20 protein-coding genes are annotated in these 23,026 nt (G+C 72.2%); 10 read left to right on the forward strand and 10 right to left on the reverse strand.

All coding sequences use genetic code 11. From position 1 onward, the window contains the following. The first annotated feature begins 2 nt into the window (after window positions 1–2). Window positions 3–1,307, forward strand: a complete 1,305-nt coding sequence (locus ABR737_RS22830; protein ID WP_350251963.1) for a cobalt-precorrin-5B (C(1))-methyltransferase — start codon at window positions 3–5, stop codon at window positions 1,305–1,307. Between the two features lie 33 nt (window positions 1,308–1,340). Here ABR737_RS22830 and ABR737_RS22835 read toward each other — a convergent pair whose 3' ends face one another. Next, a complete protein-coding gene (locus ABR737_RS22835; protein ID WP_350251964.1) occupies window positions 1,341–1,706 on the reverse strand; it encodes a hypothetical protein in 366 nt (121 codons plus the stop codon). 743 nt (window positions 1,707–2,449) lie between these two features. On the opposite strand from ABR737_RS22835, the gene ABR737_RS22840 reads away from it, so the two are divergent. Beyond that, complete coding sequence (locus ABR737_RS22840) at window positions 2,450–2,680, forward strand: hypothetical protein (RefSeq protein WP_350251965.1); 231 nt, start codon at window positions 2,450–2,452, stop codon at window positions 2,678–2,680. 98 nt (window positions 2,681–2,778) lie between these two features. Here the strand turns inward: ABR737_RS22840 and cobM are convergent, their stop codons facing one another. The 3 genes from cobM to ABR737_RS22855 all read right to left on the reverse strand — a co-directional run bounded on the left by cobM (window position 2,779) and on the right by ABR737_RS22855 (window position 5,525). Continuing rightward, the gene (cobM, locus tag ABR737_RS22845) at window positions 2,779–3,600 is read right to left on the reverse strand and encodes a precorrin-4 C(11)-methyltransferase (RefSeq protein WP_350251966.1); all 822 of its coding nucleotides are present in this window, start codon (window positions 3,598–3,600) and stop codon (window positions 2,779–2,781) included. Next, entirely contained in the window at window positions 3,597–5,030 is a 1,434-nt protein-coding gene (gene cbiT / locus ABR737_RS22850; protein WP_350251967.1) for a precorrin-6Y C5,15-methyltransferase (decarboxylating) subunit CbiT, read from the reverse strand. The genes cobM and cbiT overlap by 4 nt, the downstream gene beginning before the upstream one ends. Window positions 5,031–5,255: 225 nt before the next feature. Then, window positions 5,256–5,525, reverse strand: a complete 270-nt coding sequence (locus ABR737_RS22855; protein ID WP_350251968.1) for a hypothetical protein — start codon at window positions 5,523–5,525, stop codon at window positions 5,256–5,258. A gap of 226 nt (window positions 5,526–5,751) precedes the next feature. Between ABR737_RS22855 and ABR737_RS22860 the strand changes: the two genes are divergently transcribed. The 3 genes from ABR737_RS22860 to ABR737_RS22870 all read left to right on the forward strand — a co-directional run bounded on the left by ABR737_RS22860 (window position 5,752) and on the right by ABR737_RS22870 (window position 9,002). Continuing rightward, entirely contained in the window at window positions 5,752–6,774 is a 1,023-nt protein-coding gene (locus ABR737_RS22860; protein WP_350251969.1) for a cation diffusion facilitator family transporter, read from the forward strand. Window positions 6,775–6,975: 201 nt separating this feature from the next. Then, window positions 6,976–7,698, forward strand: coding sequence for a hypothetical protein (locus tag ABR737_RS22865; RefSeq protein WP_350251970.1), 723 nt, complete (start codon window positions 6,976–6,978; stop codon window positions 7,696–7,698). 317 nt (window positions 7,699–8,015) lie between these two features. Next, window positions 8,016–9,002, forward strand: a complete 987-nt coding sequence (locus ABR737_RS22870) for a hypothetical protein (protein ID WP_350251971.1) — start codon at window positions 8,016–8,018, stop codon at window positions 9,000–9,002. 7 nt (window positions 9,003–9,009) lie between these two features. Here the strand turns inward: ABR737_RS22870 and ABR737_RS22875 are convergent, their stop codons facing one another. After that, window positions 9,010–9,951, reverse strand: a complete 942-nt coding sequence (locus ABR737_RS22875; protein WP_350251972.1) for an NADP-dependent oxidoreductase — start codon at window positions 9,949–9,951, stop codon at window positions 9,010–9,012. Between the two features lie 257 nt (window positions 9,952–10,208). Between ABR737_RS22875 and ABR737_RS22880 the strand changes: the two genes are divergently transcribed. Next, window positions 10,209–11,366, forward strand: a complete 1,158-nt coding sequence (locus ABR737_RS22880; RefSeq protein WP_350251973.1) for an ABC transporter ATP-binding protein — start codon at window positions 10,209–10,211, stop codon at window positions 11,364–11,366. A 198-nt stretch (window positions 11,367–11,564) separates the two neighbouring features. On the opposite strand, the gene ABR737_RS22885 is transcribed toward ABR737_RS22880, so the two are convergent. Genes ABR737_RS22885 through ABR737_RS22895 form a run of 3 tightly spaced genes read right to left on the reverse strand, consistent with a single transcriptional unit; the run spans window position 11,565 to window position 13,932 of the window. Then, window positions 11,565–12,515, reverse strand: coding sequence for an ABC transporter substrate-binding protein (locus tag ABR737_RS22885; RefSeq protein ID WP_350251974.1), 951 nt, complete (start codon window positions 12,513–12,515; stop codon window positions 11,565–11,567). Beyond that, complete coding sequence (locus tag ABR737_RS22890) at window positions 12,512–13,186, reverse strand: ABC transporter permease (protein ID WP_350251975.1); 675 nt, start codon at window positions 13,184–13,186, stop codon at window positions 12,512–12,514. The genes ABR737_RS22885 and ABR737_RS22890 overlap by 4 nt, the downstream gene beginning before the upstream one ends. Next, a complete protein-coding gene (locus ABR737_RS22895; protein ID WP_350251976.1) occupies window positions 13,183–13,932 on the reverse strand; it encodes an ABC transporter permease in 750 nt (249 codons plus the stop codon). Before ABR737_RS22895 ends, ABR737_RS22890 begins: the two co-directional genes overlap by 4 nt. A 307-nt stretch (window positions 13,933–14,239) precedes the next feature. Between ABR737_RS22895 and ABR737_RS22900 the strand changes: the two genes are divergently transcribed. Then, complete coding sequence (locus ABR737_RS22900; RefSeq protein WP_350251977.1) at window positions 14,240–15,073, forward strand: polysaccharide deacetylase family protein; 834 nt, start codon at window positions 14,240–14,242, stop codon at window positions 15,071–15,073. Window positions 15,074–15,250: 177 nt separating this feature from the next. Here the strand turns inward: ABR737_RS22900 and ABR737_RS22905 are convergent, their stop codons facing one another. Next, entirely contained in the window at window positions 15,251–15,829 is a 579-nt protein-coding gene (locus tag ABR737_RS22905; protein WP_350251978.1) for a VanZ family protein, read from the reverse strand. A gap of 183 nt (window positions 15,830–16,012) precedes the next feature. Then, window positions 16,013–17,347, reverse strand: a complete 1,335-nt coding sequence (locus ABR737_RS22910) for an alpha/beta hydrolase (RefSeq protein ID WP_350251979.1) — start codon at window positions 17,345–17,347, stop codon at window positions 16,013–16,015. Between the two features lie 767 nt (window positions 17,348–18,114). Here ABR737_RS22910 and ABR737_RS22915 point away from each other — a divergent pair. From ABR737_RS22915 to ABR737_RS22925, 3 genes are all read left to right on the forward strand, one after another. Continuing rightward, window positions 18,115–19,860, forward strand: a complete 1,746-nt coding sequence (locus ABR737_RS22915) for a vWA domain-containing protein (protein ID WP_350251980.1) — start codon at window positions 18,115–18,117, stop codon at window positions 19,858–19,860. 611 nt (window positions 19,861–20,471) lie between these two features. Then, entirely contained in the window at window positions 20,472–21,128 is a 657-nt protein-coding gene (locus ABR737_RS22920) for a hypothetical protein (protein WP_350251981.1), read from the forward strand. Window positions 21,129–21,403: 275 nt separating this feature from the next. Next, on the forward strand, window positions 21,404–22,993 hold the full coding sequence (locus ABR737_RS22925) for an MFS transporter (RefSeq protein WP_350251982.1): 1,590 nt from the start codon (window positions 21,404–21,406) through the stop codon (window positions 22,991–22,993). The last annotated feature ends 33 nt before the right edge of the window (window positions 22,994–23,026 follow it).

Genomic DNA, 23,026 nt, shown 5'->3' on the forward strand with positions numbered 1-23,026 from the left:
CCGTGGCTGAAGCGCAACCGCAGGGTACGGGGCATACGGGTACGGGGCATACCGGACCGCAGGGTACGGGCAAGGCCGCGGGCGGGCGCAGCGCGCAGCTCGCGCACACCGGGCTGCGGCACGGCTGGACGACCGGGGCCTGTGCGACCGCGGCGAGCACGGCCGCGTACACGGCGCTGCTGAGCGGCGAGTTCCCCGACCCGGTGACGATCACCCTGCCGAAGAGGCAGACGCCGTCCTTCGCGCTGGCGGTGGAGGAGCTGGTGGTGGAGGGGCCGACGGCGGAGGGGCTGTCGGTGGAGGAGCCGACGGCGGAAGGGCTGACGCCGGGGCGGACCGTCGCCATGGCGGGGGTGGTGAAGGATGCGGGCGACGATCCCGACGTGACGCACGGGGCGCTCGTGCGGGCCACCGTGCGGGCGCTGCCGGCCGGGTCGGGGGTCGTGTTCAAGGCCGGGCCCGGGGTCGGGACCGTGACCCGGCCCGGGCTGCCGCTGGACGTGGGCGAGCCGGCGGTCAACCCCGTACCGCGGCAGATGATGCGGGAGCACCTGGCCGAGGTCGCGGCGCGGTACGGCGGCGGTCCGGGGGCGGCGGCCGACGTCGAGGTGGAGATCTCCGTCGATCACGGGGAGGAGATCGCCCGCAGCACCTGGAATCCGCGGCTGGGGATCCTGGGCGGGCTGTCGATCCTGGGGACCACCGGGATCGTGGTGCCGTACTCCTGCTCGGCCTGGATCGACTCCATCCGGCGCGGCGTGGACGTGGCACGGGCGGCGGGGCGGCGGCATGTGGCCGGGTGTACGGGATCGACGTCGGAGAAGGCCGCCGTCGCGCTGCACCACCTGCCCGAGGACGCGCTGCTGGACATGGGGGACTTCGCGGGGGCGGTGCTCAAGTACGTCCGGCGCCACCCCGTGGAGCGGCTGACCATCTGCGGCGGGTTCGCCAAGCTGTCCAAGCTGGCGGCCGGGCATCTGGATCTGCACTCCGCGCGGTCCCAGGTCGACAAGGGGTTCCTGGCGGAGCTGGCCCGGCGGGGCGGGGCGGACGAGTCGCTGGCGCAGGCGGTGGCCGAGGCCAACACGGGCCTGGCGGCGCTGCAGTTGTGCGCCGCGGCGGATGTCCCGCTGGGGGATCTGGTGGCGGCGACGGCCCGGGACGAGTCGCTGGCCGTGCTGCGGGGGGCGCCCGTCGCGGTCGACGTCATCTGCATCGACCGGGCGGGCATGGTGGTGGGGCGGGCGGAGCCGCGGGGGCCGGGGGACGCCCGTCCGGGAGGCCGTCCGGGAGGCCCGGTCCGGTGAAGGGCTCCCCCCGCCTCCGCACCTGTCAGGTGGTCAGGTACGCAGCCCGTACCGGCTGGCCACGCAGTCGCTGCCGCGGCCGGTGAGCCTGCCCAGCGTCGTGCCGAGGGCACACGTGGTCAGCTGCAGCGGGTTGTCGCGGAACCGCCCGTTGCTGTCGAAGCCGGCTTGCCCGCGGTCGTAGCGCCCTGCCGGACGGGTGTTCAGGCGGAGCGGCCGGTCGTTCACCCTGGCCGGGGTGTTGTGCATCCACGGCGAGCTGTCGTGCGTCTGTGCGGGGGTGTCCGCCGCCGTCGCCTGCGTGGTGTGGTCCCTGCCGTCGGCGCCGGCGACGTTGCCGCCGAAGAGCGTCAGCAGGACGGCGGCGCCGACCGCGCCGGCGGCCAGTCTGGTACGCATCGTGGCGCACTCCTTTGCTCGGCCCCCCTTGGGTGTCGCAGCTTCCTTACCGGCCCCCGGTAGCCGAGTAACGGACATTCACCCCTATGCGGTCGTATGGTCAGCCGGACGGGCCCGGGGAGGCCGGGTCTGACGGGGCCGGGCTCGGGTCCGGGGACAGGGTGGGCGCGCAGCAGGCGGGCTCCCGTAAACGGATGTGCCGCCTTTCGGTGCGGAACCTTCACCGAAAACTCAAAAATGAGAAAAGCGGAAGCCGGAAACCGGGAAACTGAAAGTGCGACCGCGACACGTGACCGCGCCCGCTCCGCCGCCCACGGGGGACGTTGTACGCGCCCGGCGACCCAAAGGGCGTTTCAGGGTTTCGGCGTAAATTCATAACCCGTATGACCCCCAGCGCGACAACCCGCACCACACCCCTCGTTGCGCGGAAAATGCAGACATCTCACGCCATCCAACCCGGCGAAGACGCCACGAAGCCCATCAGGCGAGAACCGGGCAAAGCCGCACGTCAGGACAGTCGCGTCGCCGCATTCCAGGCCCATGAAAAATCGGCCGGGAAGTTGCCGCGCAGCCCCTCATCGTGATTGCATTTCATGCACACACGGACGCCATTATGCGTGTCATTTTCCGGTCCCGGTTCCGGTTTCGGTGTCCGGTGCCAGGCGACCGTTTTGCGGACGGATTGCTTCACAATTCTGCCTGCATGGGTTCAGAATCCACAGCACTGACGAAAAGGGCACACCATGCGCAACGACTTCACCCCCGCCGCCACGGAGATCTCCGACAGCGAGCTCGAGAACATCGCCGGTGGTCTCGTCGCCGGCGGCGCCAACACCGGTGCCGAGATCGCCGGGCACGGCGTCTCCGCGAACGTCGGCGGCTTCCTCGGCGCCGGCGCGTCGGTCTCCCCCGAGGGTGCCTCTGCGCAGGTCTCCGGCTCCGTCATGGGCGCGGTGCACACCACCAGCCTCTGAGGCCCGCACGTCACGCATCAGCTGGACGCACCGGAGCCCCGGGACTTTCCGTCCCGGGGCTCCGGTGCGTCTGCGTCTGCCCAGGCTCAGGCTCAGGCTCAGGGAGTGTCGGCAGCAGCGGGCGCGGAGTCCTGTGCACCGCCGCCTGCGCCGGCCTCGCCTGCCCCGCACCCGCCGTGCGGCCGCTCACGGTCCGCCGAGTAGAGATGGCTGTCGCGGAACTGCTCGGCGCCCAGGGTGCGGCCGACCATGATGACGGCCGTACGGACCACGCCCGCGGCCTTCACCTGGCCGGCGATGTCGGCGAGGGTGCCGCGCAGGACCAGTTCATCGGGGCGGGAGGCCATGGCGACGACGGCGGCCGGGCAGTCGGCGCCGTAGTGCGGCAGGAGTTCGTCGACGACCCGGTCGACGTACATCGCGGCCAGGTGGAGGACCAGCAGCGCACCGCTGCGGCCGAGGGTGGCAAGGTCCTCGCCCTCGGGCATGGGGGTGGCGCGCTGGGCGACGCGGGTGAGGATGACGGTCTGGCCGACGGTGGGGACGGTCAGCTCGCGCCCCAGGGCGGCGGCGGCCGCGGCGAACGCGGGCACGCCCGGCACCACGTCGTACGGCACCCCGGCCGCGTCCAGCCTGCGCATCTGCTCGGCGACCGCGCTGAAGACGGACGGGTCGCCGGAGTGCAGCCGGGCGACGTCGTGGCCCTCCTCGTGGGCGCGGACCATCTCGGCGGTGATCGTGTCGAGGTCCAGCTGAGCGGTGTCGATGAGCCGGGCGCCGGGCGGGCACTCGGCAAGCAGCTCGCGCGGCACCAGGCTGCCCGCGTAGAGGCAGACCCCGCAGGAGGCGAGCGTACGGGCGCCGCGCACGGTGATCAGGTCGGCGGCGCCGGGACCCGCGCCGATGAAGTGGACGGTCATGGTTGCTCGGTCTCCTGGGGGCCGGACGACGGGGACGAGGACGGGGACGGAGGCGGTGACGGGGAGGCGGCCGGCGACGGGGAGGTGGCCGGCGGCTTCACGGCCGACCACTGGGTGACCGGCATCGCCTGCCGCCAGCCCGTGAAGCCGCCGACCGGCACCGCATGGGCGACCGCGAGCCGGATCAGTTCGCCGCCGTACTGCCGGTAGCAGTCGGCGAGCAGCGCCTCGGACTCCAGCGTCACGGTGTTCGCGACGATCCGGCCCCCCGCGGGCAGCGCCTCCCAGCACGCGGCCAGCAGGCCGGGGGCGGTCAGCCCGCCGCCGATGAACACCGCGTCCGGCACCGGCAGTCCGGCCAGGGCGGCGGGCGCACAACCGTGGACGACGCGCAGCGCCGGCACGCCGAGCGAGCGCGCGTTGCGGCCGATCCGCTCGGCCCGTACGGCGTCGCGCTCGACGCCGATGGCGCGGCAGGTGCGGTGCGCGCGGAGCCATTCGATGGCGATGGAGCCGGAGCCGCCGCCGATGTCCCACAGGAGTTCGCCGGGGGCGGGCGCCAGCGCGGCGAGGGTGGCGGCGCGGACATGGCGCTTGGTGAGCTGGCCGTCGTGTTCGTAGGCGGCGTCGGGGAGGCCGGGGACGGTGGACAGCGGCGGGGTGCCGGGCGCGCGGCGGCAGTCGAGGGCGATGACATTGAGGGGGTCGGCGGGCGGGGCGTCCCAGCCGTCGGCGGTGCCCTCGGCCGTCCGTTCACGGGGGCCGCCGAGTTGCTCCAGTACGCGCATGCGGGTCGGGCCGAAGCCGTGGGCGCGCAGCAGGGCGGCGACCTCGGCGGGGGTGCCGGCACCGGCGGACAGCACCAGCAGGCGGTGGCCGTCGTACAGCGCACGGGCCAGATTCTCGGTGGGCCGCCCGACGAGCGTGATGACCTCGGTGTCCTCCAGCGGCCAGCCGAGGCGGGCGCAGGCGTAGGAGACGGAGGAAGGGTGGGGGAAGATCCGGAGCCGGGGCGGGTGCTCCGCGTCGCCTTCCCCGGCCGCGTCGCCTTCCCCGGCCGCGTCCTCTTGCGCTGCCGATTTCCCTGCCGCTGCTGATCCCCCGTCCGCTGCCGTTTCCGCCAGCACCTCGGTCAGGGTCCGCCCGATCCCGTAGAACATCGGATCGCCGCTGGCCAGCACGCACACCCGGCGCCCGGCGTGCGCCGCGAGCAGCCCGGGGACGGCGGGGCGCAGGGGGGAGGGCCACGGGACGCGCTCACCGGCGCACTCGTCGGGCAGCAGCGCGAGCTGGCGGGGGCCGCCGATCAGCACCTCGGCCCTCCGCAGCGCCTGCCGGGAGGCGTCGGGCAGTCCGTCCCAGCCATCGGCCCCGATGCCGACGACGGACACGGGTTCAGGAGCGGCCGGGGCGGGTGGTGCGGGGCTCACTGCCGGATACCTCAGACGTCGGGAGGGGCCGGAGCCGGGGAACCCGTCGACGATGACGACGAAGGGGTACCGGTCCGGGGGACGGGAGCCGAACTTTACTGACCGGTCGCCTCACGCGGTCCCGCTGCCCCCGTCAACCGGCGCGACGGCCCAGCTGCCGCCCGGTCAACCCGCGCGACGACCCCGCTGCCGCCCCCGGTCAACCGGCCTCGCAGCCCCGTCCCCTCACCCCAGCACCACGAGCAGGAACTGCCACGCGAACAGGAACGCCGCGCAGAAACCCACCCCGGCCGGCAGCCACTGCCAGATGCCGCGCGGGGAGTCGAAGCAGACCAAGTAGCCGAGCACGGCAACGACGCCGGTCAGGGCACCCAGCCAGAAGGGGAGGCCGTCGTGGTACCCGTACAGGATCGCGACGGCGGCCAGCAGGCCGAGCACCGCCAGGACCTGGCCCTTGCCGGGTGCGGGCCGCACGCTCTCGCCCGTAGCGCTCATAGCGCCGGATGCTACCGGGGCACAAAGGCCTCGGCGGCTTCCCACGCCAGCCGCGATCGGACATCCGAATTCCGTTTGCGGCCCCCGCTCCCTTTCCCGTCCGCACCGCTCTGACCAGGTGCGATAGGCCGTTCGACGGTAATGACAACGGTCACCGATGCAGCCTTTGGATCTTTTGCTGAAGTGCGGTTTGCTTCGCAGCAAGGAGCCAGGAAGGAGCGCGCCCATGACCGAGCACGCCCACAGCCACGGGCACAGCCACAGCCACGCCCACGGGGTCTCACCGGACGCCGACCGGCGCTGGCTGCGCAGCGCGCTCCTGCTGCTCACCGCCTACATGGCGGTCGAGGTCGTGATCGGTGTCGTGGCGCAGTCCCTGGCACTGATCTCGGACGCCGCCCATATGCTCACCGACGCGGTCTCGATCGTGCTGGCCCTGGTCGCGATGCGGCTGGCCGCGCGGCCCGCGCGCGGTGGGTACACCTACGGGCTCAAGCGCGCCGAAATCCTCTCCGCGCAGGCCAACGGCATCACCTTGCTGCTGCTGTCGGTCTGGCTGGCGTACGAGGCGGTCCAGCGGCTGATCTCGCCGCCCGCGGTCACCGGCGGGCTGGTGCTGGTCACCGCGCTGTCCGGGATCGTGGTGAATCTGATCTGCACCTGGCTGCTGTCCCGCGCCAACCGCTCCAGCCTGAACGTCGAGGGCGCCTACCAGCACATCCTCACCGACCTGTTCGGCTTCGTCGCCACCGCTCTCGCCGGTCTGATCGTGCTGACGACGGGGTTCGAGCGGGCGGATTCGATTGCCTCGCTGGTGGTCGTCGCGCTGATGCTGCGGGCCGGTACGGGGCTGGTGCGCGAATCCGGGCGGATCTTCATGGAGGCCGCACCGGCCGGGGTCGACCCGGACGCGCTGGGCGAGCGTCTGGTCGCCACGGACGAGGTCGTCGAGGTGCACGATCTGCACATCTGGCAGATCACCTCCGGGCAGCCGGCGCTCTCCGCGCACATCCTGGTGGCGCCGGGCGGCGACTGCCACAAGGTCCGCCGCGGTCTGCAGGAGCTGCTGAGCGGCGAGTACGGCATCAGCCACGCCACCCTCCAGGTCGACCACGTCGGCGAACAGGGCTCGCCCGATGACGTACTGACGCTGGGCCCGCGGCCCGGCACCGAGGCGGAGGAGCAGGCCGGTCACTGCGAGGACTCCCACGGTCCGGTGCACCGGTCGGGGCCGCAGCGCCGGCGTTGACGGTCCGGTGCAGCGGTCGGGCCGCAACGGCGTTGACGGTCGGGTGCACCGGTCGGGGCCGCAACGGCGTTGACGATCGGATGCACCGGTCGGGGCGGCACCGGCGTCGAGCGGCGGCCACCGCCCCTCACTCGGGTGAACCCGGCCCGGGAGAAGGCCGCCTGCCGCCGGTGACGGGGGCCGCGATGCTCGGATGACGGCATGAGAACCGCCGTTGTCTGCGCGCTGCTGTGCGCCGCCACGCTCCCCGGACCGCCCGCCGCCGCGCACGCCCCGCAGGCACCGCCCGTCGGCGCGTATACCCCGCGGGCACTGCCTCTCGCCGCGCACGTCCGGCAGCAACTGTCCGCCGCCGCGTACGTCCCGCAGGCATCGCCCGCCGCCGCGTACGCCCCGGCTCCTCCCGCCGTCTCGGTCACGGTGGCGGTGACCGACGGCCGGGACGACGCCGAGGCCGGCAAACGGCTCGACTACCGCATCACCGTGCACAACCTGGGCCCCACCGCCGTCCACGGGGCCCGTATCGAGCAGGAGATGCCGGCCACCACGACCTCCGCCACCGCGCCCGGCGCCACCGTCGAAGGGCGCGGCGTGGGCAAGCAGAAGGCGGTCTGGCGCTCCGATCTGCCCGCACACGACATCCAGGTGTTCACCGCCTCGGCCGTGCTCGGCGACCGGGTCGACCGCGCCGGCAGCGCGGCCCCCGGCACTCTGCGTGCCGCCGCCACGGTCTGTGTCTACGTGGATGAATCCTTCGCCCCCACGGCCTGCTCCGGCGACCTGGACGACCTGCCGGAGACCCGCGCGGACGCCGGGGCCGGCGGCGGCTGGGGGTGGTGGGCTGCGGCCGCCGGGGCCGCCGCGCTGCTCGGTCCGGGAGTGGTGCGGGCGGTACGACGGCGGCGCGGCGCCACGCCGCGCTGAGGCCAACGCCGCGCTGAGGCAACCGCCGCGCTGAGGCCCCGGATCGGTCCGAGCCCACGGGCCGCCCGCCGGGTCCCCCGGGCCGGGCCGGCGCCGCCCGCCGGGTCACCCGTTGGCACCGGCCCCGCTCGCGGGCGGCGGGGGTTCGCACTTGCCTGGAAGCAGGCCGTGGGGCGCATTGCGGGGGACTTCCCGGGCCCGGCCGGTCCGTGGGCTCGCCGGCAGGAACTGCCGGCCCGGCACCGAGGTCTTCCCGGGCCCGGCCGGTCCACGGGACGCGCCCTTGTCCGCCCGCCGGGCAGGAAGGACCAGACGCGATGTCAGCGAACGCTCCCATACCTCCGGGCAGGCGGGTGACGGAGCGGGAGCGGTCGCCGTGGCGGCGCGGGCGGGCGGTGGCCGGTGGGGTGCTGCTGCTGATGGGGGCGTTGCTGCTGCCGCTGAGTCTGGCGGCTACCTGGGCGCGGGCCGAGCTGACCGAGACCGACAGCTATGTGGCGGCGGTGGCACCGCTGGCCGGGAACCCTGCCGTGCAGAACGCGGTCGTCGACGATGTGACGGACGGGGTGATGGCGCATGTCAGGCTCGACGGGCTGCTGGACGCCGTACCGCGCCCCGAGCGCCCCGCGCTGCGCAAGCACTTCACCCGCGGCCTGCGCCAGTTCGTGGACAAGCAGGTACGGCAGGTCGTCACCGGGCGCGGTTTCCCCTCGGTGTGGAACGGGGTGCACCGGACCGCCCACCAGAGCCTGGACGGCAGTCTGACCGCGTCCGGCCGCTCCGCGGTCACCCTCGATCTCACACCGGTCGTGGAGCGGGTCAAGCGTCAGCTGTCGCACAACGGCATGGGGCTCGACCTCCTCCGCAGGGTGCCGCGGGCCGGGGTGGAGATCGTGCTGCTGAAGGCACCGGACGTACCGCGGATCCGGGCCGTTTACCGGGTCGTGCACACCGGGGCGCTGCTGTTGCCGCCCGCCGCGGCGCTGTGCCTGACCGGCGGGCTGCTGCTGGCGCGGCAGCGGCGGCGGGCGCTGATCTGTACGGGACTGGGCTGCGCGGCGGCAGCCGCCCTGCTGACCGCCGCGCTCGCGCTGGTCCGCGGCCGGGCCCTGGACGCGCTGCCCGCTGTGATCTCCCGGCCCGCCGCGGGCGCCTACGCCGATGCGCTCACCGGTCCGTTGCTCACCGGCGTCTGGCTGGTCGTCGGTGCCGGCGCCCTGACCGCGGCGCTGGCCGCGGCGGGACCGCCGGCGGCCCGGACGCTGCGGGCGCGCCGCCTCGCCCGCGCCGCCGCGGGTCCCTGAGCTCCGCTCAGATCGCCAGGACCGTCTTGCCCTGCGCCCGGCCGCTGCGGCTGGCTTCCAAGGCCTCCGGCGCCTCCTCCAGCGAGACCTCGCGTCCCACGAGGACCGTCAGACGGCCCGCGTCGACCTGACCGGCGAGGATTTCCAGCAACTGCTGGGAGGGGCGGTTGACGAAGTTGAAGCCGCGCAGGTTGTTCTCGGTCAGCTCGTCGGCGTCGGCCGAGCCGAGGAGCGAGACGGCCGTGCCGCCGTCGCGTACGGTCCGGGTCAGCTCGCCGAACTCGGCGGGCCCGCTGATCATGTCGATCAGCACGTCGACGCCGTCCGGATGGGCCGCGAGGACCTGGTCGGCGAGCGGGCCCGCGGCGTGGTCGACGGTCTCCGCGGCGCCCAGTGTCCGCATCAGCTCCGCCTTGGCCGGGCGCGCGGTGGCGATCACCTCGGCGCCGCGTCCGGCGGCGAGCTGGGTGACGAAGGTGCCGACGCCGCCGGTCGCGCCGGCGATCAGCACCCGGGTGCCCTCGGTGACCCGGGTCTCCTCGACCAGGTTGTACGCGGTCATGCCGGCCGTCGGCAGCCCCGCGGACGTGGCGTAGGTGACGCTCCGGGCGGCGTGCGCGAGGCGGCTCTCGTCGGCGACGGCGAGCTCGCAGTAGGAACCGCCGCCCTGCTCCGGCCGCTGAAACTGGCCGAACACCGCGTCGCCGACGGTGAATCGCCGTACGCCGCTCCCGATCGCAAGTACTTCGCCCGCCCCGTCCGACCCCAGGACGAGGGGGAAGGCCGCCGGCACGGCATCGCCGAACATGCCGTCGGCGATCTTCCAGTCGACGGGGTTGAGTCCGGCGGCGGACAGCCGCACCAGAACCTCACCGGGCCCTGGCTCGGGTTGGGGCAGATCCATGAGCTGCGGCTTTTCACCGAATGCGCTGACTGCTACGGCTCTCATCGTGGCGTTCCCTTCCACCCTTCCGAACGGTGGCCGAAGGGGATCGTAAGCACGCCGGTGGGGCCGGACGCGGCAGGAGGAGAGGCGGTGCGGCGGAAGCAACTCGTACGGCCCCGCGCACCGGGGTTGTACGGCCCGCCGTTCGACGGGACACGGTCTTACGGGCCGTCGGTCCGGCCCGTATCCCCCCGGCCCCGGCGGCCACCCGATTGCCCGTGTGGCGGGTCCGTTCGCGCGCCGCGGGATTCAATGGCGCAATGATCCGGTTCGAGTCCGTCACCAAGCGCTACCCCGACGGGACCACCGCTGTCGACGACCTCTCCTTCGAGGTCGGCGAGGGTGAACTGGTGACGCTGGTCGGACCGTCCGGCTGCGGCAAGACGACGACCATGATGATGGTCAACAGGCTCATCGACCCCACCCGCGGCCAGATCTATGTCGACGGTTCGGACGTCGCCGGTGTCGACCCGGTCGCACTGCGCCGCCGGATCGGCTATGTCATCCAGCAGACCGGTCTCTTCCCCCATCGCACCGTCCTCGACAACACCGCCACCGTGCCCTTCCTGACCGGCTGGAAGAAGAGCAGGGCCCGCGAGCGGGCCGCCGAACTCCTGGACCTGGTGGGCCTGGACCCTGCGGTCCACGGCTCGCGCTACCCCGACCAGCTCTCCGGTGGCCAGCGTCAGCGGGTCGGGGTGGCCCGTGCGCTCGCCGCCGACCCGCCGGTGCTGCTGATGGACGAGCCGTTCGGTGCGGTCGACCCGGTCGTCCGCGACCGGCTGCAGAAGGAGTTTCTGCGGCTGCAGGCCACCATGCACAAGACGGTGCTGCTGGTCACCCATGACATCGAGGAGGCCATCCGGCTCGGCGACCGGATCGCGGTCTACGGGGAGGGCCGGATCGAGCAGTACGACACCCCCGCGAGCGTCCTCGGCGCCCCCGCCACCCCCTACGTCGCCGAATTCGTCGGCACCGACCGCGCATTGAAGCAGCTCTCGGTCACCGGGATCGACCGCGGCGACCTCGAACGCCCTCCGCTCGTCCGGCTCGGCGAACCCGCCACGGACGCCGGAAGACGGCTGCGGGCCGAGGGCGCCCGCTGGGCGGTGGTGCTTGACGAGGAGGGCGCACTGCACGGCTGGGCAGGCACGGAGGAGTTGGCCGGAGTGGCGGGCACGGTCGCCGGGCACGCCCGCCGGATGGAGGCCTGGGTGCCGGTGACCGGCACTCTCAAAGCAGCCTTCAGCGAGATGCTCAAACACGATGCCGGCTGGATCGCGGTCCTGGACGGCCACCGCTTCCTGGGCGTCCTCACCCCGACCAAGCTCCATGAGGCGTTGCGCCGCACCATCGACTCCGACGAGCGAGGGGTGCCGCGCGAGCGGGCCGAGGTGGATTCCGTTCCCACGGAGTGAGGGCGCAGGGCGGAGGCAGAGTGGCCTGTTTCACGTGAAACGCCTGCTCTGCCTGCCGGACGGCCTCCTGCCCGTCTGGCTGCCTGCCCGTCTGTCCGTGGGCCAGTTGGCCCGCCTGGAGTTTCACGTGAAACACCCCGCCGTCCCGCCGTCCCGCCGTCCCGCCGTCCCGCACCGCGCACACCTCCCCGGCGGACGTCACCCCTTGGGCAACAGCCCTTTGGACCGGAGGTAGTTGTGGGCCACATCCGCCGGCAGCCGCCGCCAGCTGTCCACCTCCTCATTGAGGTGCGCCAGGTCGGCGGTGGTCAGGACCTTGTTGAGTTGGTTGAGTGCGGCGGCCGCCCGTGCGCTGCCCGCACGGGCTCGGTTGACGACGGGGACGACGTAGTCGGCGTTCTGGAGCTTCTTGTCGTCGGCGAGCAGCACCAGGCCGAACTGGTCGAGGGTGGCATCGGTGCTGGTGGTCAGCACCATCTGGTCCTGGCCGTTCTGGACGGCCTGCTTGGCGGGCGTGGTGCCGACGCCCTTCGGGTCGATGGCGGTGATGTTGATCCCGTACGTCTTCTTCAGCCCCGGTGCGCAGAACGGCCGCTGGACGCACTCATCGCCCGCCGCCAGACGCACCGGCAGCTTGGCGCGACCCAGGTCGCTGAGGGTCTTGAGGTGGTGTGTGCGGGCGTAGGCGGCGCTCACCGCGAAGGCGTTCTGGTCGACGGCCCGGCCGGCCGGGAGCACGGTCAGTCCGCGGGGGCCGGCGAGGCGGCGCAGCGCGGCCATGGTCGTGCTCAGGTCCGGCGAGGCGACAGGAGCCGCCTTGGATCCCTTGCTCTTGGCGTTGAGCCAGTCCGCGAAGGTTGCGGCGTACTCGGGGACGACATCGATCTGCCCGGCCTCCAGGGCCGGTTCGTACAGCTCACGGTTGCCGACCGTCAGGACGTGGGTGCGGTAGCCGGCACGCTGGAGCAGGGCCGCGTACATCTGGGCAAGCAGCTCGCTCTCCGTGAAGCCCGCCGAGCCGATGGCCAGATCGTGGCTGTCACCGGGGGAGGCGGTGATCGCGGAGCGGTTCTCCAGGGAGGGGCCGCCGGCGCAGGCCGAGAGCCCGAGGGCGGTGAGGACCGCAATTGCCGCACCGGCCGCCCTCATCGGGCCCTCCCCCGTGCCCAGCCCGGCGCGCACCGCTGTGCCAGCTCGAAGGCGGCCTCCATCAGCAGCGCGAACACCGCGACCAGGACTGCGCCGGCGACCACCTGAGGGGTGCTGGCCAGGTTGAACCCCGCGGTGATGATCCGGCCGAGGCCACCGCCGCCGACCAGCGCGGCGAGCGTGGCGGTGGCCACCAGCTGGACCGCGGCGATCCGGATGCCCGTCAGGACGAGCGGGAAGGCGAGCGGCACCTCGACCCGCCACACCAGCTGCGTCCCGGTCATCCCCATGCCCCGCGCGGCCCGCACCACGTCCCGGTCCACCTCGCGCATCCCGACATACGCATTGGTCAGCAGCGGCGGGATGGCGAACAGCACCAGCGCAATGATCGTCGGCCACTGCCCGTGCCGTCCGAGGGGAGTCAGCAGAAGCAGGACGAGGACGGCGAAGGTCGGCACCGCGCGGCCGATGTTGGCGAGATTGACGGCCAGCGCACCGCCCCGGCCGAGGTGCCCGAGGGTCAGCGCGACCGGCAGAGCGATCAGGGCGCTGATGACCAGGCAGGCGAAGGTGAGCACGAGATGCTGTTCGAGGCGGTGCCAGACACCGTTCTCACCGGACCAGTTGGCGACGGTGGTCAGCCAGGTCCAGACCGCGGAGAGGGTGTTCATGTCCGCCGCCCGGCAGCTGTGACCAGCCGCTTCACTCCCTCGCCGGCCCGGGTCCGCCGCCGTGCCCGATGCCCGGCCCGGCGCCAGGGAGTGAGCAGCCGTTCCGCGCCGAGCAGCAGCAGATCGAAGGCGATCGCGGTGATCACGCACAGCACGGACGCGGTGAGCACCTGCGCCTTGAAGAAGGAGTTCATACCGGAGTAGATGAGGTTCCCCAGCCCGCCGTACCCGACGATCGCCCCGACGGTGGTGAGCGCGACCGCCGAGACGGTGGCGATCCGCAGCCCGGCCATCGCGGCCGGTACGGCCAGCGGCAGCTCGATGGCCAGCAGTTGGCGCGTCGGCCCGTACCCCATGCCGCGGGCCGCTTCCTTGGCCTCGGCGGGGACACCGTCCAGCCCCGCCAGGATGTTCCGTACGAGCAGGGTGAGGGAGTACAGCGCGAGGCCGACCACCACGAGGGTGGCGGACAGCCCGTAGACCGGCAGCAGCAGCGAGAACATCGCCAGCGACGGGATGGTGTAGAGGACCGTGGTGATGCCGAGCACCGGCCCGACCGTCCAGCGCCTGCGGCGGGCCAGCAGCGCCAGCGGGACCGCGATCACCAGCCCGAGCGCCACCGAGATCACCGTCAGCTGGATGTGCTGGACGACCGCGTCGAGCAGGATCTGCCGACGGGTGCTCAGGTAGTCGCCGCAGATCCAGTCGTTACGGGCCAGACAGTCGTCCGGCGAGGGTGCGGTCACGGTACGAGTCCACCCCGGTGGGGGCGGGGTGTCGCGGCGGACGCGTCTGATCGGGGTGGGCGCGGACGGCCGCCCCGACGGCCGCAGCGCCCCCCGCTCCCTTTCCCCGCCTCACCTGCGCAGTCCACCTACACACCCCACGTATACACATGGTGTGTACCCCCTATGTATAGTCACTTTCGGTTGGGCCCCTGAGACCGAAGGGCGGCGCGAGGCGGTGATGCCGCCGTACGCGTCGGCTTTGCCATGCGCAAAAGCGCAGGTCATGGGCCCGTTGTTGCCCGTACCTGCCCGAAGAGAGGCCCGCATGCCGAAGCAGATGTCCACGGCCCGCCGTACGTCCATAGCCGGGCTGCTGGCGGCCACCACCCTGACCCTGGCCCTCAGCGGCTGCGCCACCTACGACGTCACCGCCCCGGCCGACGCCCGCGCCGACGCACCGGCCTCCGACGTCAAGGCGAAGGACGCCCGGCTCGCCGCGGCCAAGGACGCCAAGAACGCAGACGGCCAGGGCGGCAGCGGCGGCGACGTCGACTGCCGCAAGGCGAAGTGCGTCGCGCTCACCTTTGACGCGGGCCCCAGCGAGCACACCAACCGCCTGCTGGACATCCTCAAAAAGGAGAAGGTGCACGCGACCTTCTTCATGCTCGGCCAGAACCATGTCGACAAGCGCCCCGCCGAGGTGAAGCGGATCGACGCCGAGGGCCATGAGCTGGCCAACCACACCTGGTCGCACCAGATCCTGACCGACATCAAGCCCGAAGAGGCCACCCGCGAGCTGTCCCGCGTCCAGGACGCGGTCCGCAAGATCACCGGCAAGGCGCCGAAACTGATGCGCCCGCCGCAGGGCAGGACCGACGAAGACGTATCCGAGATCAGCAAGCGACTCGGTCTGGCGCAGGTCCTGTGGAGCGTGACCGCCAAGGACTACCAGACCAACGACTCGGCCCTGATCACCAAGCGGGTGCTCGAGCAGACCGAGCGCGACGGCATCATCCTGCTGCACGACATCTACAAGGGGACCGTGCCGGCCGTCCCCGGCATCCTCAAGGAACTGAAGAAGCGCGGCTACACGGTCGTCACGGTCTCCCAGCTGCTGTCCCCGGCGAAGCCGGAGCCGGGGATGGTCTACCGCCCGTAGTACCCGGCACGGGGCGGACGCCACCGAACGGCCGGGACGGGCCGGACGTGCCGGACGTGCCAGACGTGCCGGACGGATCGGATGTGCCGGACGGGCCGGACGTGCCAGATGTGCCAGATGTGCCGGACGTGCCGGACGTGCCGGACGGATCGGATGTGCCGGACGGGCCGGACGGCCCTACGGAGCGGGCGCCTTGGAGGCCGTGGGCGGCTGCTGCCCCACCGCCGCCCCCTTCCCGCTGAGCCGGTGCCACCAGTGCCTGCGCCGCGGATGCACCGCGCGGCCCAGCCGGCGCCCCAGCAACAGATAGCCGATCAGCGCGCCGGCGCAGTTGAGGATCACATCATCGATGTCGAACGCCCGGCCGGTGATCAGTGCCCCCTGCACCAGCTCCACCAGCAGCATCACCAACGCCGTCGCCACACCGACCCGGAGCAGCCCGCGCGCCCGGGGCAGCAGCACCGGCAGCAGCACCCCGAACGGCGCCCCCAACAGGACGTTGCCACCGAGCTGCTTGACCGTATCGGCCAGGTGCGGTTGCGCCAGATAGCTCCGGATCGAGTCGCCGGGGCGGAGGTTGGGGTGGGTCAGCGGCACCGAGGCCGCCGACGGGGTCAGCGTGACCCGGGCCAGCGCCACCGCGAAGGCCACCATCGCGGCGAACGCCAGCACCAGCAGAAGGATCCGGACGGCCAGCGGGGCCCGCGCGGCCACGGGGGACCACGCCGCCTCGTCGCCCTGTTGCGTACGCGCCATGAGGTCACTCCCGGGGGTACGAGGTGCGCTGTGCGCCGATGGGACATCCAGTTACCCGGGGCCCGGCGAATCATGTGACCGGGGACGGACGGCCGCCCCACGCGGCGAACAGGTCACATCCCCATCACGCGCGACAGGGGCGCCGGATACCTCCGACGCCCCTGCTCTCCGTTCAACTGCGGCTCACCCCCGGGGGCGCTCCGCCTCCACCCGTCGGCGCCCCTTGTCGTCGGACGCCGTCGGCGCCTTGGACGGTCCGGCCTGCTGGTCGGCGCCCGGAGCGCCGCCCTTCCCCGGAGCGCCGCCCTTACCCGCTGCGCCCGCCCCCGGCTTCTGCGACGGGGAGGCAGCCTCGGTGTCCTGCGGGAACGTCAGCTGCTGGCTCTGCCACTCCAGGGCGGGCACGACCTCGCGCCGCCAGGTCGCGAACTGGTGGCTGCCCTGCGGCAGGATGATGGAGTCGACCGACATCGGTGACTTTGCGGCATGGATGAACTTCATGGTCTCGCCGTAATCCGCCTCGCCCTTACGGCTGCTGGCGACCAGCGCGGAGATCTGCGGCGCGGGCATGTTCTTCAGCCGCCACAGCAGATCATGCTCACGCTCCCGCTGAGCGCCCTCGGGGCCGGGGCCGAAGAGGCTGCCGGTGGTCAGATCGTCCTTGATCGCGTAGTCGCCCGAGAGCGAAACCGCCGAGGTGTAGGCATGCGGGTTGCGCATCGCCAGCTGCAGCGAGCAGCTACCACCGGACGAGTACCCGAACGCGCCCCAGGCACTGGGATCGTGGCCCACCCGGTAGGCCGACTTCATGGCGTCCGGCAGGTCCTTGGTGAAGAACGTCTCGGCCTGCGGCCCGCCCGGCACATCCACACACTCGGTGTCCCGCGGCGGCGCGATCGTCGGCCGGACCATCACGATCACCGTCGGCTGCATCTTGCCCTGCGCGATCAGCCGGCCGGCGTTCTGCGGCACCTGGAGATGCTGCGCGAGGTTCATGATCCCGCCGGGGTAGCCGCTGATGACGACCATGACAGGGAACCGCTGACGGCGGAACTGCTGCTGGAAGTACTGCGGCGGCAGGTAGACGAAGCCGGGGTTGATGGCCCGGGTACGGCGGCCGACGATCCGTACGGACTCGACCTTGCCCACCTTGTCCTCGGGCCCCTTGGGCAGTCCGGTCACCCGGTCGAGGCCCTGCGAACCGGCCGGCTGGACCAGCCCGCCCTTCATGTTGCCGACCGAGGCGTACTGCCCGCCCCCCTGGCTCACGGACACCGGGGCCTTGTCGTTGTTGCCCAGCAGCTCGTCCCAGTTGCCGTAGAACTCGAAGTTCGTGTTCACGGCGAGGGCGAGCGCACACACGATGGACACCTGGGTGACCATGATGGCGCCCAGTCTGCCCAGAACGGGGCCCACCCCGCGCCGCGACAGCCGGGGCCAGAGCCACACCGTGGCGGCGACGCAGGCCACCGCCAGCACGATCACCGTGTATTCGAGCGACTGACTGGTCAGCCCCATGCGCCCACATCTCCCGTCACCCTCGATAAGGGTTCTTGCCTTCTTCCGGCCGCCTAAGGCACAACGGGCGGCTCTGGACAATGGTCACCGGAGAAGACGGGCACACCTGCCCATCGGATACGTGAGCGACTCACTTCTTACCCAGCTCTTGCCACATCGTTTCCGTGGCGTGATGTGGGCGGGCCGGAACCGGTGCCGTGGGCGGGCCCGGAGAGCGGTGCCGTGGCCGGGCGGCACCAACGCGCCTACCCCGTCCGTCCCTTGCGACGCAGGCCGCTCCGCACGGCCTGGTGCCCTGAGCGGCGGAACGGGGCGAGTCGGGAGCCGCCTGTGCGGATCCGGGCGGGCGAGGCGAGGCGGGGCGGGAGCCGGTGCGCGGATCCGGGCGGGCGGTGCGTACCGTCGGGCAGCGAGTACGGACATGTCGAGCTGGTGAGTACGGACCGTCGGGGCAGTCGGTGCGCGGCCGTCGGGCGGTGGGTACGTCCCGGCAGGGCGGCTCGTACGGACTGCGGGGAGGTTTTGTGGACGGCCGAGGAGAAGGTGCGGACGACCGGACCACCTCGTACGCAGGGCGAACGCTCCCGGGCCGCGCCGGCTGAAACCATCGGCCTCCGCAACACCCCCGGATGGCCCACCGCACAAGGCGCGGGGTCCCACGATGAGGCCGGTGTCGGCGGCTACCCTTACGTATCCGTCCTGGTCAGGGACATGTCCGCGCTTCACGGACATACGCCGCACCCACCACACGCAAGAGAGGTTCGCCGATGGGCATTCGGAGTCTGCTGCGCAACGCTTTCGGTCGCTCCAAGGCGACCCGTGAAGAAACCGGCGCGGCCCCGAGCGGCGCCGACAAGCCGGAGTCCGCGACCATCCCGGAGGCTCGCGAAGAGTCCACCCCGGCCGCCGCCCCCGAAGCCGAGGTCCCGGCCGCACGGACCGCCCCCACGGAGAGCCCCGACACGGACCCGGCTCCGGCTCCGGCGCCGACGACCGCGACGCTGCCGGCACAGGGCGGCCGCGCGGACCGGGGAGACCGGGCGGACCGGGGAGACCGGGCAGCGGAGATCTCCGCGGTGCGGGAGGACAAGGCTGGTGCCGACGTCGAGCCGCAGGCCGACGCCAATGGCGATGCCGATACGGATGCGGACGCCGATGCCGGTGCACCCGCGACGACCGAGCCGTCCACCGCGGAAGCGGCCCCGGCTGCCACCCCGACCGCTTCCGACCCGGTCTCCGACCTGGTGAGCCAGGCCTTCGACAAGCCGGAGCCCGTGGCGGAGACCGAGCCTGCAGTTGCCGAGACCGAGGCCGAGCCGACGGCCGAGCCTGCGGTGGCGGCCGAGCCGACGGGCGAGCCGGCGGTGAAGGTCGTCGTGGAGCCTGCGGACAAGGCAGTTGCCGAGACTGCAGTTGCCGACACCGTGTCAGAGGCCGAGACAGAGACCGAGCCGCCCGTGGCAGAGGTGGCGGCAGCGCCGGAGGCCACGCCCGAGCCGGAAGAGAAGCCTGAGGAGAAGGTGGAGGCAACGGCCGACGCCGAGCCCAAGGCTGACGCCGAGGCAAAGGCCGACACCGAGGCCAAGGTCGCCGACCAGCCGGAAGCCACCCCCGAGGCCGAGCCGACGACCGACCCGGCGCCCGAAGCCGAGGTGAAGGCCGCCGGGCTGCAGGCAGCCGAGGCGAAGACAGCCGACGTGAAGGCCGCCGAGGACAAGGCCGCAGCAGCCGAGCCGACGGCCGTGGCGGCGACCGAGCCGGCCGCCGAGCCCAAGCCGAAGGCCGACGACCGGCCCGAGGCCCCGGCCTCCCTCGCCACCACGGCCCCCGCGCTCCTCAGCCTCTACAAGTCCGCGGCCGCCACCCTGGACAAGCACGGCCTCGCCACCCAGCGCGCCGCCGTCTACCTGGTCGTCGACCGCTCCGGCTCGATGCGCAACTACTACAAGGACGGCACCGTCCAGAACCTCGCCGAGCAGGCCCTCGGCCTCTCCGCCCACTTCGACGACGACGCCACCGTCCCCGTCGTCTTCTTCTCCACCGACATCGACGGCACCGCCGACATCGACCTCACCAACTACGAGGGCCGCATCGCGGAACTGCACGCCGGCCTCGGCCACATGGGCCGTACGAATTACCACTGGGCCATCAACGCCGTCGTCGAGCACTACAAGAAGTCCGGCTCCACCGCCCCGGCCTTCGTCATCTTCCAGACCGACGGCGCCCCGACCTCCAAGCCGGCCGCCGAAAAGGCGCTCTGCGAGGCGGCCGGGCTCCCCATCTTCTGGCAGTTCATCGGCTTCGGGGACCCGGACGCCAAGGGCTTCGACTTCCTCCGCAAGCTCGACGACCTGGCCGTCCCGGAGAAGCGCGTCGTCGACAATGCCGGCTTCTTCCACGCCGGCCGCGACCCGCGCGGCCTCTCCCACGACGAGCTCTACCAGCAGCTGATGGTCGAGTTCCCCGAGTGGCTCGCCGAGGCCCGCACCGCGGGCATCATCAAGGACAACTGACCGCTCTTGAGCTGATCACTCTCAAGCTGACCGCTTGTGAGCTGACCACTCTTCCGCTCCCTGACGACACCTCACCGGCCGCGGCCGGGCCCCGGGCCCGCCGCGGCCGTCCCCTTTCGTGCCCGGCCATACGGGGCCCCGCCCGCGGGAGAAAGAAAAAGAACCTCAGGGACGGTTATCCGCCGGACACCGCCCATGGCGTTACCGATCCCGTATGACAGAGTGTTCCTCGAAATCAACGACCGCGCATACTCCAGGGTGCCGCGCCACGACACCCGCCCATGACGCAAATGACGGACGGAATTCGACACGGGAAAGCATTCATCCATGAATGGCGAACAATCCCGCAAATGTCGAAGAGTCCGTCAATCCGGAACGAGGGGGAATAAATGAATACGCCGCAGCAGCCGCAACCGGGGTCCGGGAATGCGCCCGGATACGGTTTCCCGCCCGGCGCGCCACCACCCGGACAGCCGGGCGGCTGGATACCCGCGGCGCCGGCTCCGGGGCCGTACGGACAGCCAGGCCCCTACGGACAGCCAGGGCCCCACGCGCAGCCAGGCCCCTACGGTGTCCCGCAGCAGACCCCGTACGGGTACGGCGGGCCGGGGATGCCGCCGCCCTTCCCGCCCAGGAAAAGCGCCGGGAAGAAATGGGCGATCGCCGGCGCGACCATCGGCGGCCTGGCGCTCCTGGGGGCGGTCTCCTCCGCGGCACTGCACAGCGGCCAGAGCTCCGGTGGCAGCTCCGGCGACGACGGAGGCCCCAAGTACCGGATCACGGTTCCGCAGACGCTGGCCGGCGGGAAGTACAAGCTCGTCAAGGACATCTCCCAGCAGGCCGATGCGTCGGTGCCGCACGAGGGGGCCTACGCGCACGGGCTGAAGACCGCGGGCGGGCAGTACTCGCACGACACCACGTCGCTGGTGATGATGGGCATTTACGGCACCATCGACGACCCTGCGACAGCCCTGGATCACACCTTGCAGGGAATGACGAGCGACGGAAACACGGACGTCGTGGTGCCGGACCGGAAAATCACCCCGAGCGGCGGCGAAGACCCGCTGACCTGCGGTGTGGATGTGCGCCGGCAGTCGGGTCAGAAGATCACCCTGTCGTATTGCGTCTGGGCCGATTCCCGCACGAACGCGAGTGTCGCCACGGCCGACGGCGCGGATCTGGCGCAGGACCCGCGGTCCGTCGACCTCCAGGCCCTCGCCGACGAGGCGGCCAAGATCCGCACTGAGGTCCGGAAACCCATGAACTGAGGCCGAAAGCCCATGGGCCACGTTCCGGAGGCCCTGGACCGCGGCCCGCAGACACCCGGACCGAGGTCCACAGGCCCTGGACGAGGCGCCCCGGTACGCCACGGTGCGCCGGCCGCGAGCCGTGCGGCCGCCCCTCGCCCCGCCCCGGCACAGCAGGCGCCACCTCTCCCCACTGCCTACGCTGAATGGGGGAAATGCCCTGCTTTCTCCCTGCCGCTCATGTGCTGGCCGACGGGGCGTACCGGGGCGGCCGTACCAGCGAGCGAGGTGGGTCGATGGGTGAGGCGAGCCGAGAGGGGGGTGGCGAGCCGCCACCGGCGCCGCGCCGGCCCAGCGTTCCCTCCTGGGCCACCGCGGCCGAGCCCGATCCACGGCGCTGGTGGGCGCTGGTGGTGATCGCGATTGCACAGTTGATGGTGGTGCTGGACGCGACCATCGTGAATATCGCGCTGCCGTCGGCCCAGCGGGACCTGGGGATGTCGGATGCGAACCGCCAGTGGGTGATCACCGCGTACACGCTCGCTTTCGGCGGGCTGCTGCTGCTCGGCGGGCGGATCGCCGACCTGGTGGGACGGAAGAAAACCTTCATGATCGGGCTGGTCGGCTTCGCCGTCGCGTCCGGGCTGGGCGGCGCGGCCACCGGGTCCGGGCTGCTGTTCGGGGCGCGGGCACTGCAGGGCGCCTTCGCCGCGCTGCTGGCGCCCTCCGCGCTGTCCTTGCTGACCACCACCTTCACCATCGGGAAGGAACGCAGCAAGGCCTTCGGGATCTACGGGGCGATCGCGGGCGGAGGCGCGGCCATCGGACTGATCGCCGGCGGGCTGCTGACCGAATATCTGGACTGGCGCTGGTGCCTGTACGTGAACGTCCCGATCGCCGTGATCGCCCTCACCGGCGCCGCAGTCTTTCTGCGCGACCGGTCCGAGCGGGGGCGCGTCTCGCTGGACGCTCCGGGTGTGGTGCTGGGCTGCAGCGGTCTGGTCGCGATCGTTTACGGGTGCAGCGAAGCGGAGCCGCGGGGCTGGGGGGACGGGCTGGTCCTCGGGCTGCTGGTGGGGGGTGTGGCGCTGCTGGGCGTCTTCGCGTGGTGGCAGACGAGGGCACGTCACCCCCTGCTGCCGTTGCACATCGTCCGCAACCGGAATCGTGGCGGCGCCTTCCTGACGATGGCGCTGGCGGTCATCGGGCTGTTCGGAATGTTCCTGTTCATGACCTATTACCTGCAGACCGTGCTCGGATATTCACCGGTCAGGACCGGAGTGGCCTTCCTGCCGATGGTGGCGGCGATCGTCGTCGGGTCGACGCAGATCTCGGCGAGGCTGCTGCACCGGATCCCGCCCCGGTTCCTGATGGTCCCGGGGGCGCTCCTCGCCTCCGCGGGGCTCTTCACCCTGACGTTCCTGACGGCCGAGCCCGCGTATGTCTCCCATGTGCTTCCGGCCATGCTGCTCGTCGGCCTCGGCATGGGCCTGACCTTTATGCCGGTGCTGGCGACGGCCACATCCGGGGTGGCTCCGCACGACTCCGGTGTCACGTCCGCGACGGTCAACACGGCGCAGCAGGTGGGCGGTTCGATCGGTACGGCGCTGCTGAACACGATCGCGACCTCGACGAGTGCGGCGTATGTCGCGGATCACCTGGCGGCCGCGGCCCGCAGCAGCGGGGCCCTCGGGCTCACCCCGGCGGTGCGGGAGGGGATCGTGAAGAGCGGTGTGGTGCACGGGTTTACCGTGGCCATCGGGGTGGGTTCGGCGATCATGCTGCTGGCCGCGCTCATCGCCGGGCTGATGGTCAACGGCCGGCCCGCGAGGCAGGGCCGGGCCCCGGCGGCGGACAGCGCGGAGTCGGCGGACGCGGCGGCGTGAGGCCCCGAAAAGGCCGCGCGGGCACCCCCACCC

This window comes from Streptomyces sp. Edi2 (assembly GCF_040253635.1).
Lineage (GTDB): Bacteria > Actinomycetota > Actinomycetes > Streptomycetales > Streptomycetaceae > Streptomyces.

Bases quoted from the DNA above. Each gene is read 5' to 3' on its own strand.
- ABR737_RS22835 (WP_350251964.1), bottom strand. From the start codon at position 1,706: ATGCGTACCAGACTGGCCGCCGGCGCGGTCGGCGCCGCCGTCCTGCTG.
- ABR737_RS22840 (WP_350251965.1), top strand. From the start codon at position 2,450: ATGCGCAACGACTTCACCCCCGCCGCCACGGAGATCTCCGACAGCGAG.
- cobM (WP_350251966.1), bottom strand. From the start codon at position 3,600: ATGACCGTCCACTTCATCGGCGCGGGTCCCGGCGCCGCCGACCTGATC.
- ABR737_RS22855 (WP_350251968.1), bottom strand. From the start codon at position 5,525: ATGAGCGCTACGGGCGAGAGCGTGCGGCCCGCACCCGGCAAGGGCCAG.
- ABR737_RS22860 (WP_350251969.1), top strand. From the start codon at position 5,752: ATGACCGAGCACGCCCACAGCCACGGGCACAGCCACAGCCACGCCCAC.
- ABR737_RS22865 (WP_350251970.1), top strand. From the start codon at position 6,976: ATGAGAACCGCCGTTGTCTGCGCGCTGCTGTGCGCCGCCACGCTCCCC.
- ABR737_RS22870 (WP_350251971.1), top strand. From the start codon at position 8,016: ATGTCAGCGAACGCTCCCATACCTCCGGGCAGGCGGGTGACGGAGCGG.
- ABR737_RS22875 (WP_350251972.1), bottom strand. From the start codon at position 9,951: ATGAGAGCCGTAGCAGTCAGCGCATTCGGTGAAAAGCCGCAGCTCATG.
- ABR737_RS22880 (WP_350251973.1), top strand. From the start codon at position 10,209: ATGATCCGGTTCGAGTCCGTCACCAAGCGCTACCCCGACGGGACCACC.
- ABR737_RS22885 (WP_350251974.1), bottom strand. From the start codon at position 12,515: ATGAGGGCGGCCGGTGCGGCAATTGCGGTCCTCACCGCCCTCGGGCTC.
- ABR737_RS22890 (WP_350251975.1), bottom strand. From the start codon at position 13,186: ATGAACACCCTCTCCGCGGTCTGGACCTGGCTGACCACCGTCGCCAAC.
- ABR737_RS22900 (WP_350251977.1), top strand. From the start codon at position 14,240: ATGCCGAAGCAGATGTCCACGGCCCGCCGTACGTCCATAGCCGGGCTG.
- ABR737_RS22905 (WP_350251978.1), bottom strand. From the start codon at position 15,829: ATGGCGCGTACGCAACAGGGCGACGAGGCGGCGTGGTCCCCCGTGGCC.
- ABR737_RS22910 (WP_350251979.1), bottom strand. From the start codon at position 17,347: ATGGGGCTGACCAGTCAGTCGCTCGAATACACGGTGATCGTGCTGGCG.
- ABR737_RS22915 (WP_350251980.1), top strand. From the start codon at position 18,115: ATGGGCATTCGGAGTCTGCTGCGCAACGCTTTCGGTCGCTCCAAGGCG.
- ABR737_RS22920 (WP_350251981.1), top strand. From the start codon at position 20,472: ATGCCGCCGCCCTTCCCGCCCAGGAAAAGCGCCGGGAAGAAATGGGCG.
- ABR737_RS22925 (WP_350251982.1), top strand. From the start codon at position 21,404: ATGGGTGAGGCGAGCCGAGAGGGGGGTGGCGAGCCGCCACCGGCGCCG.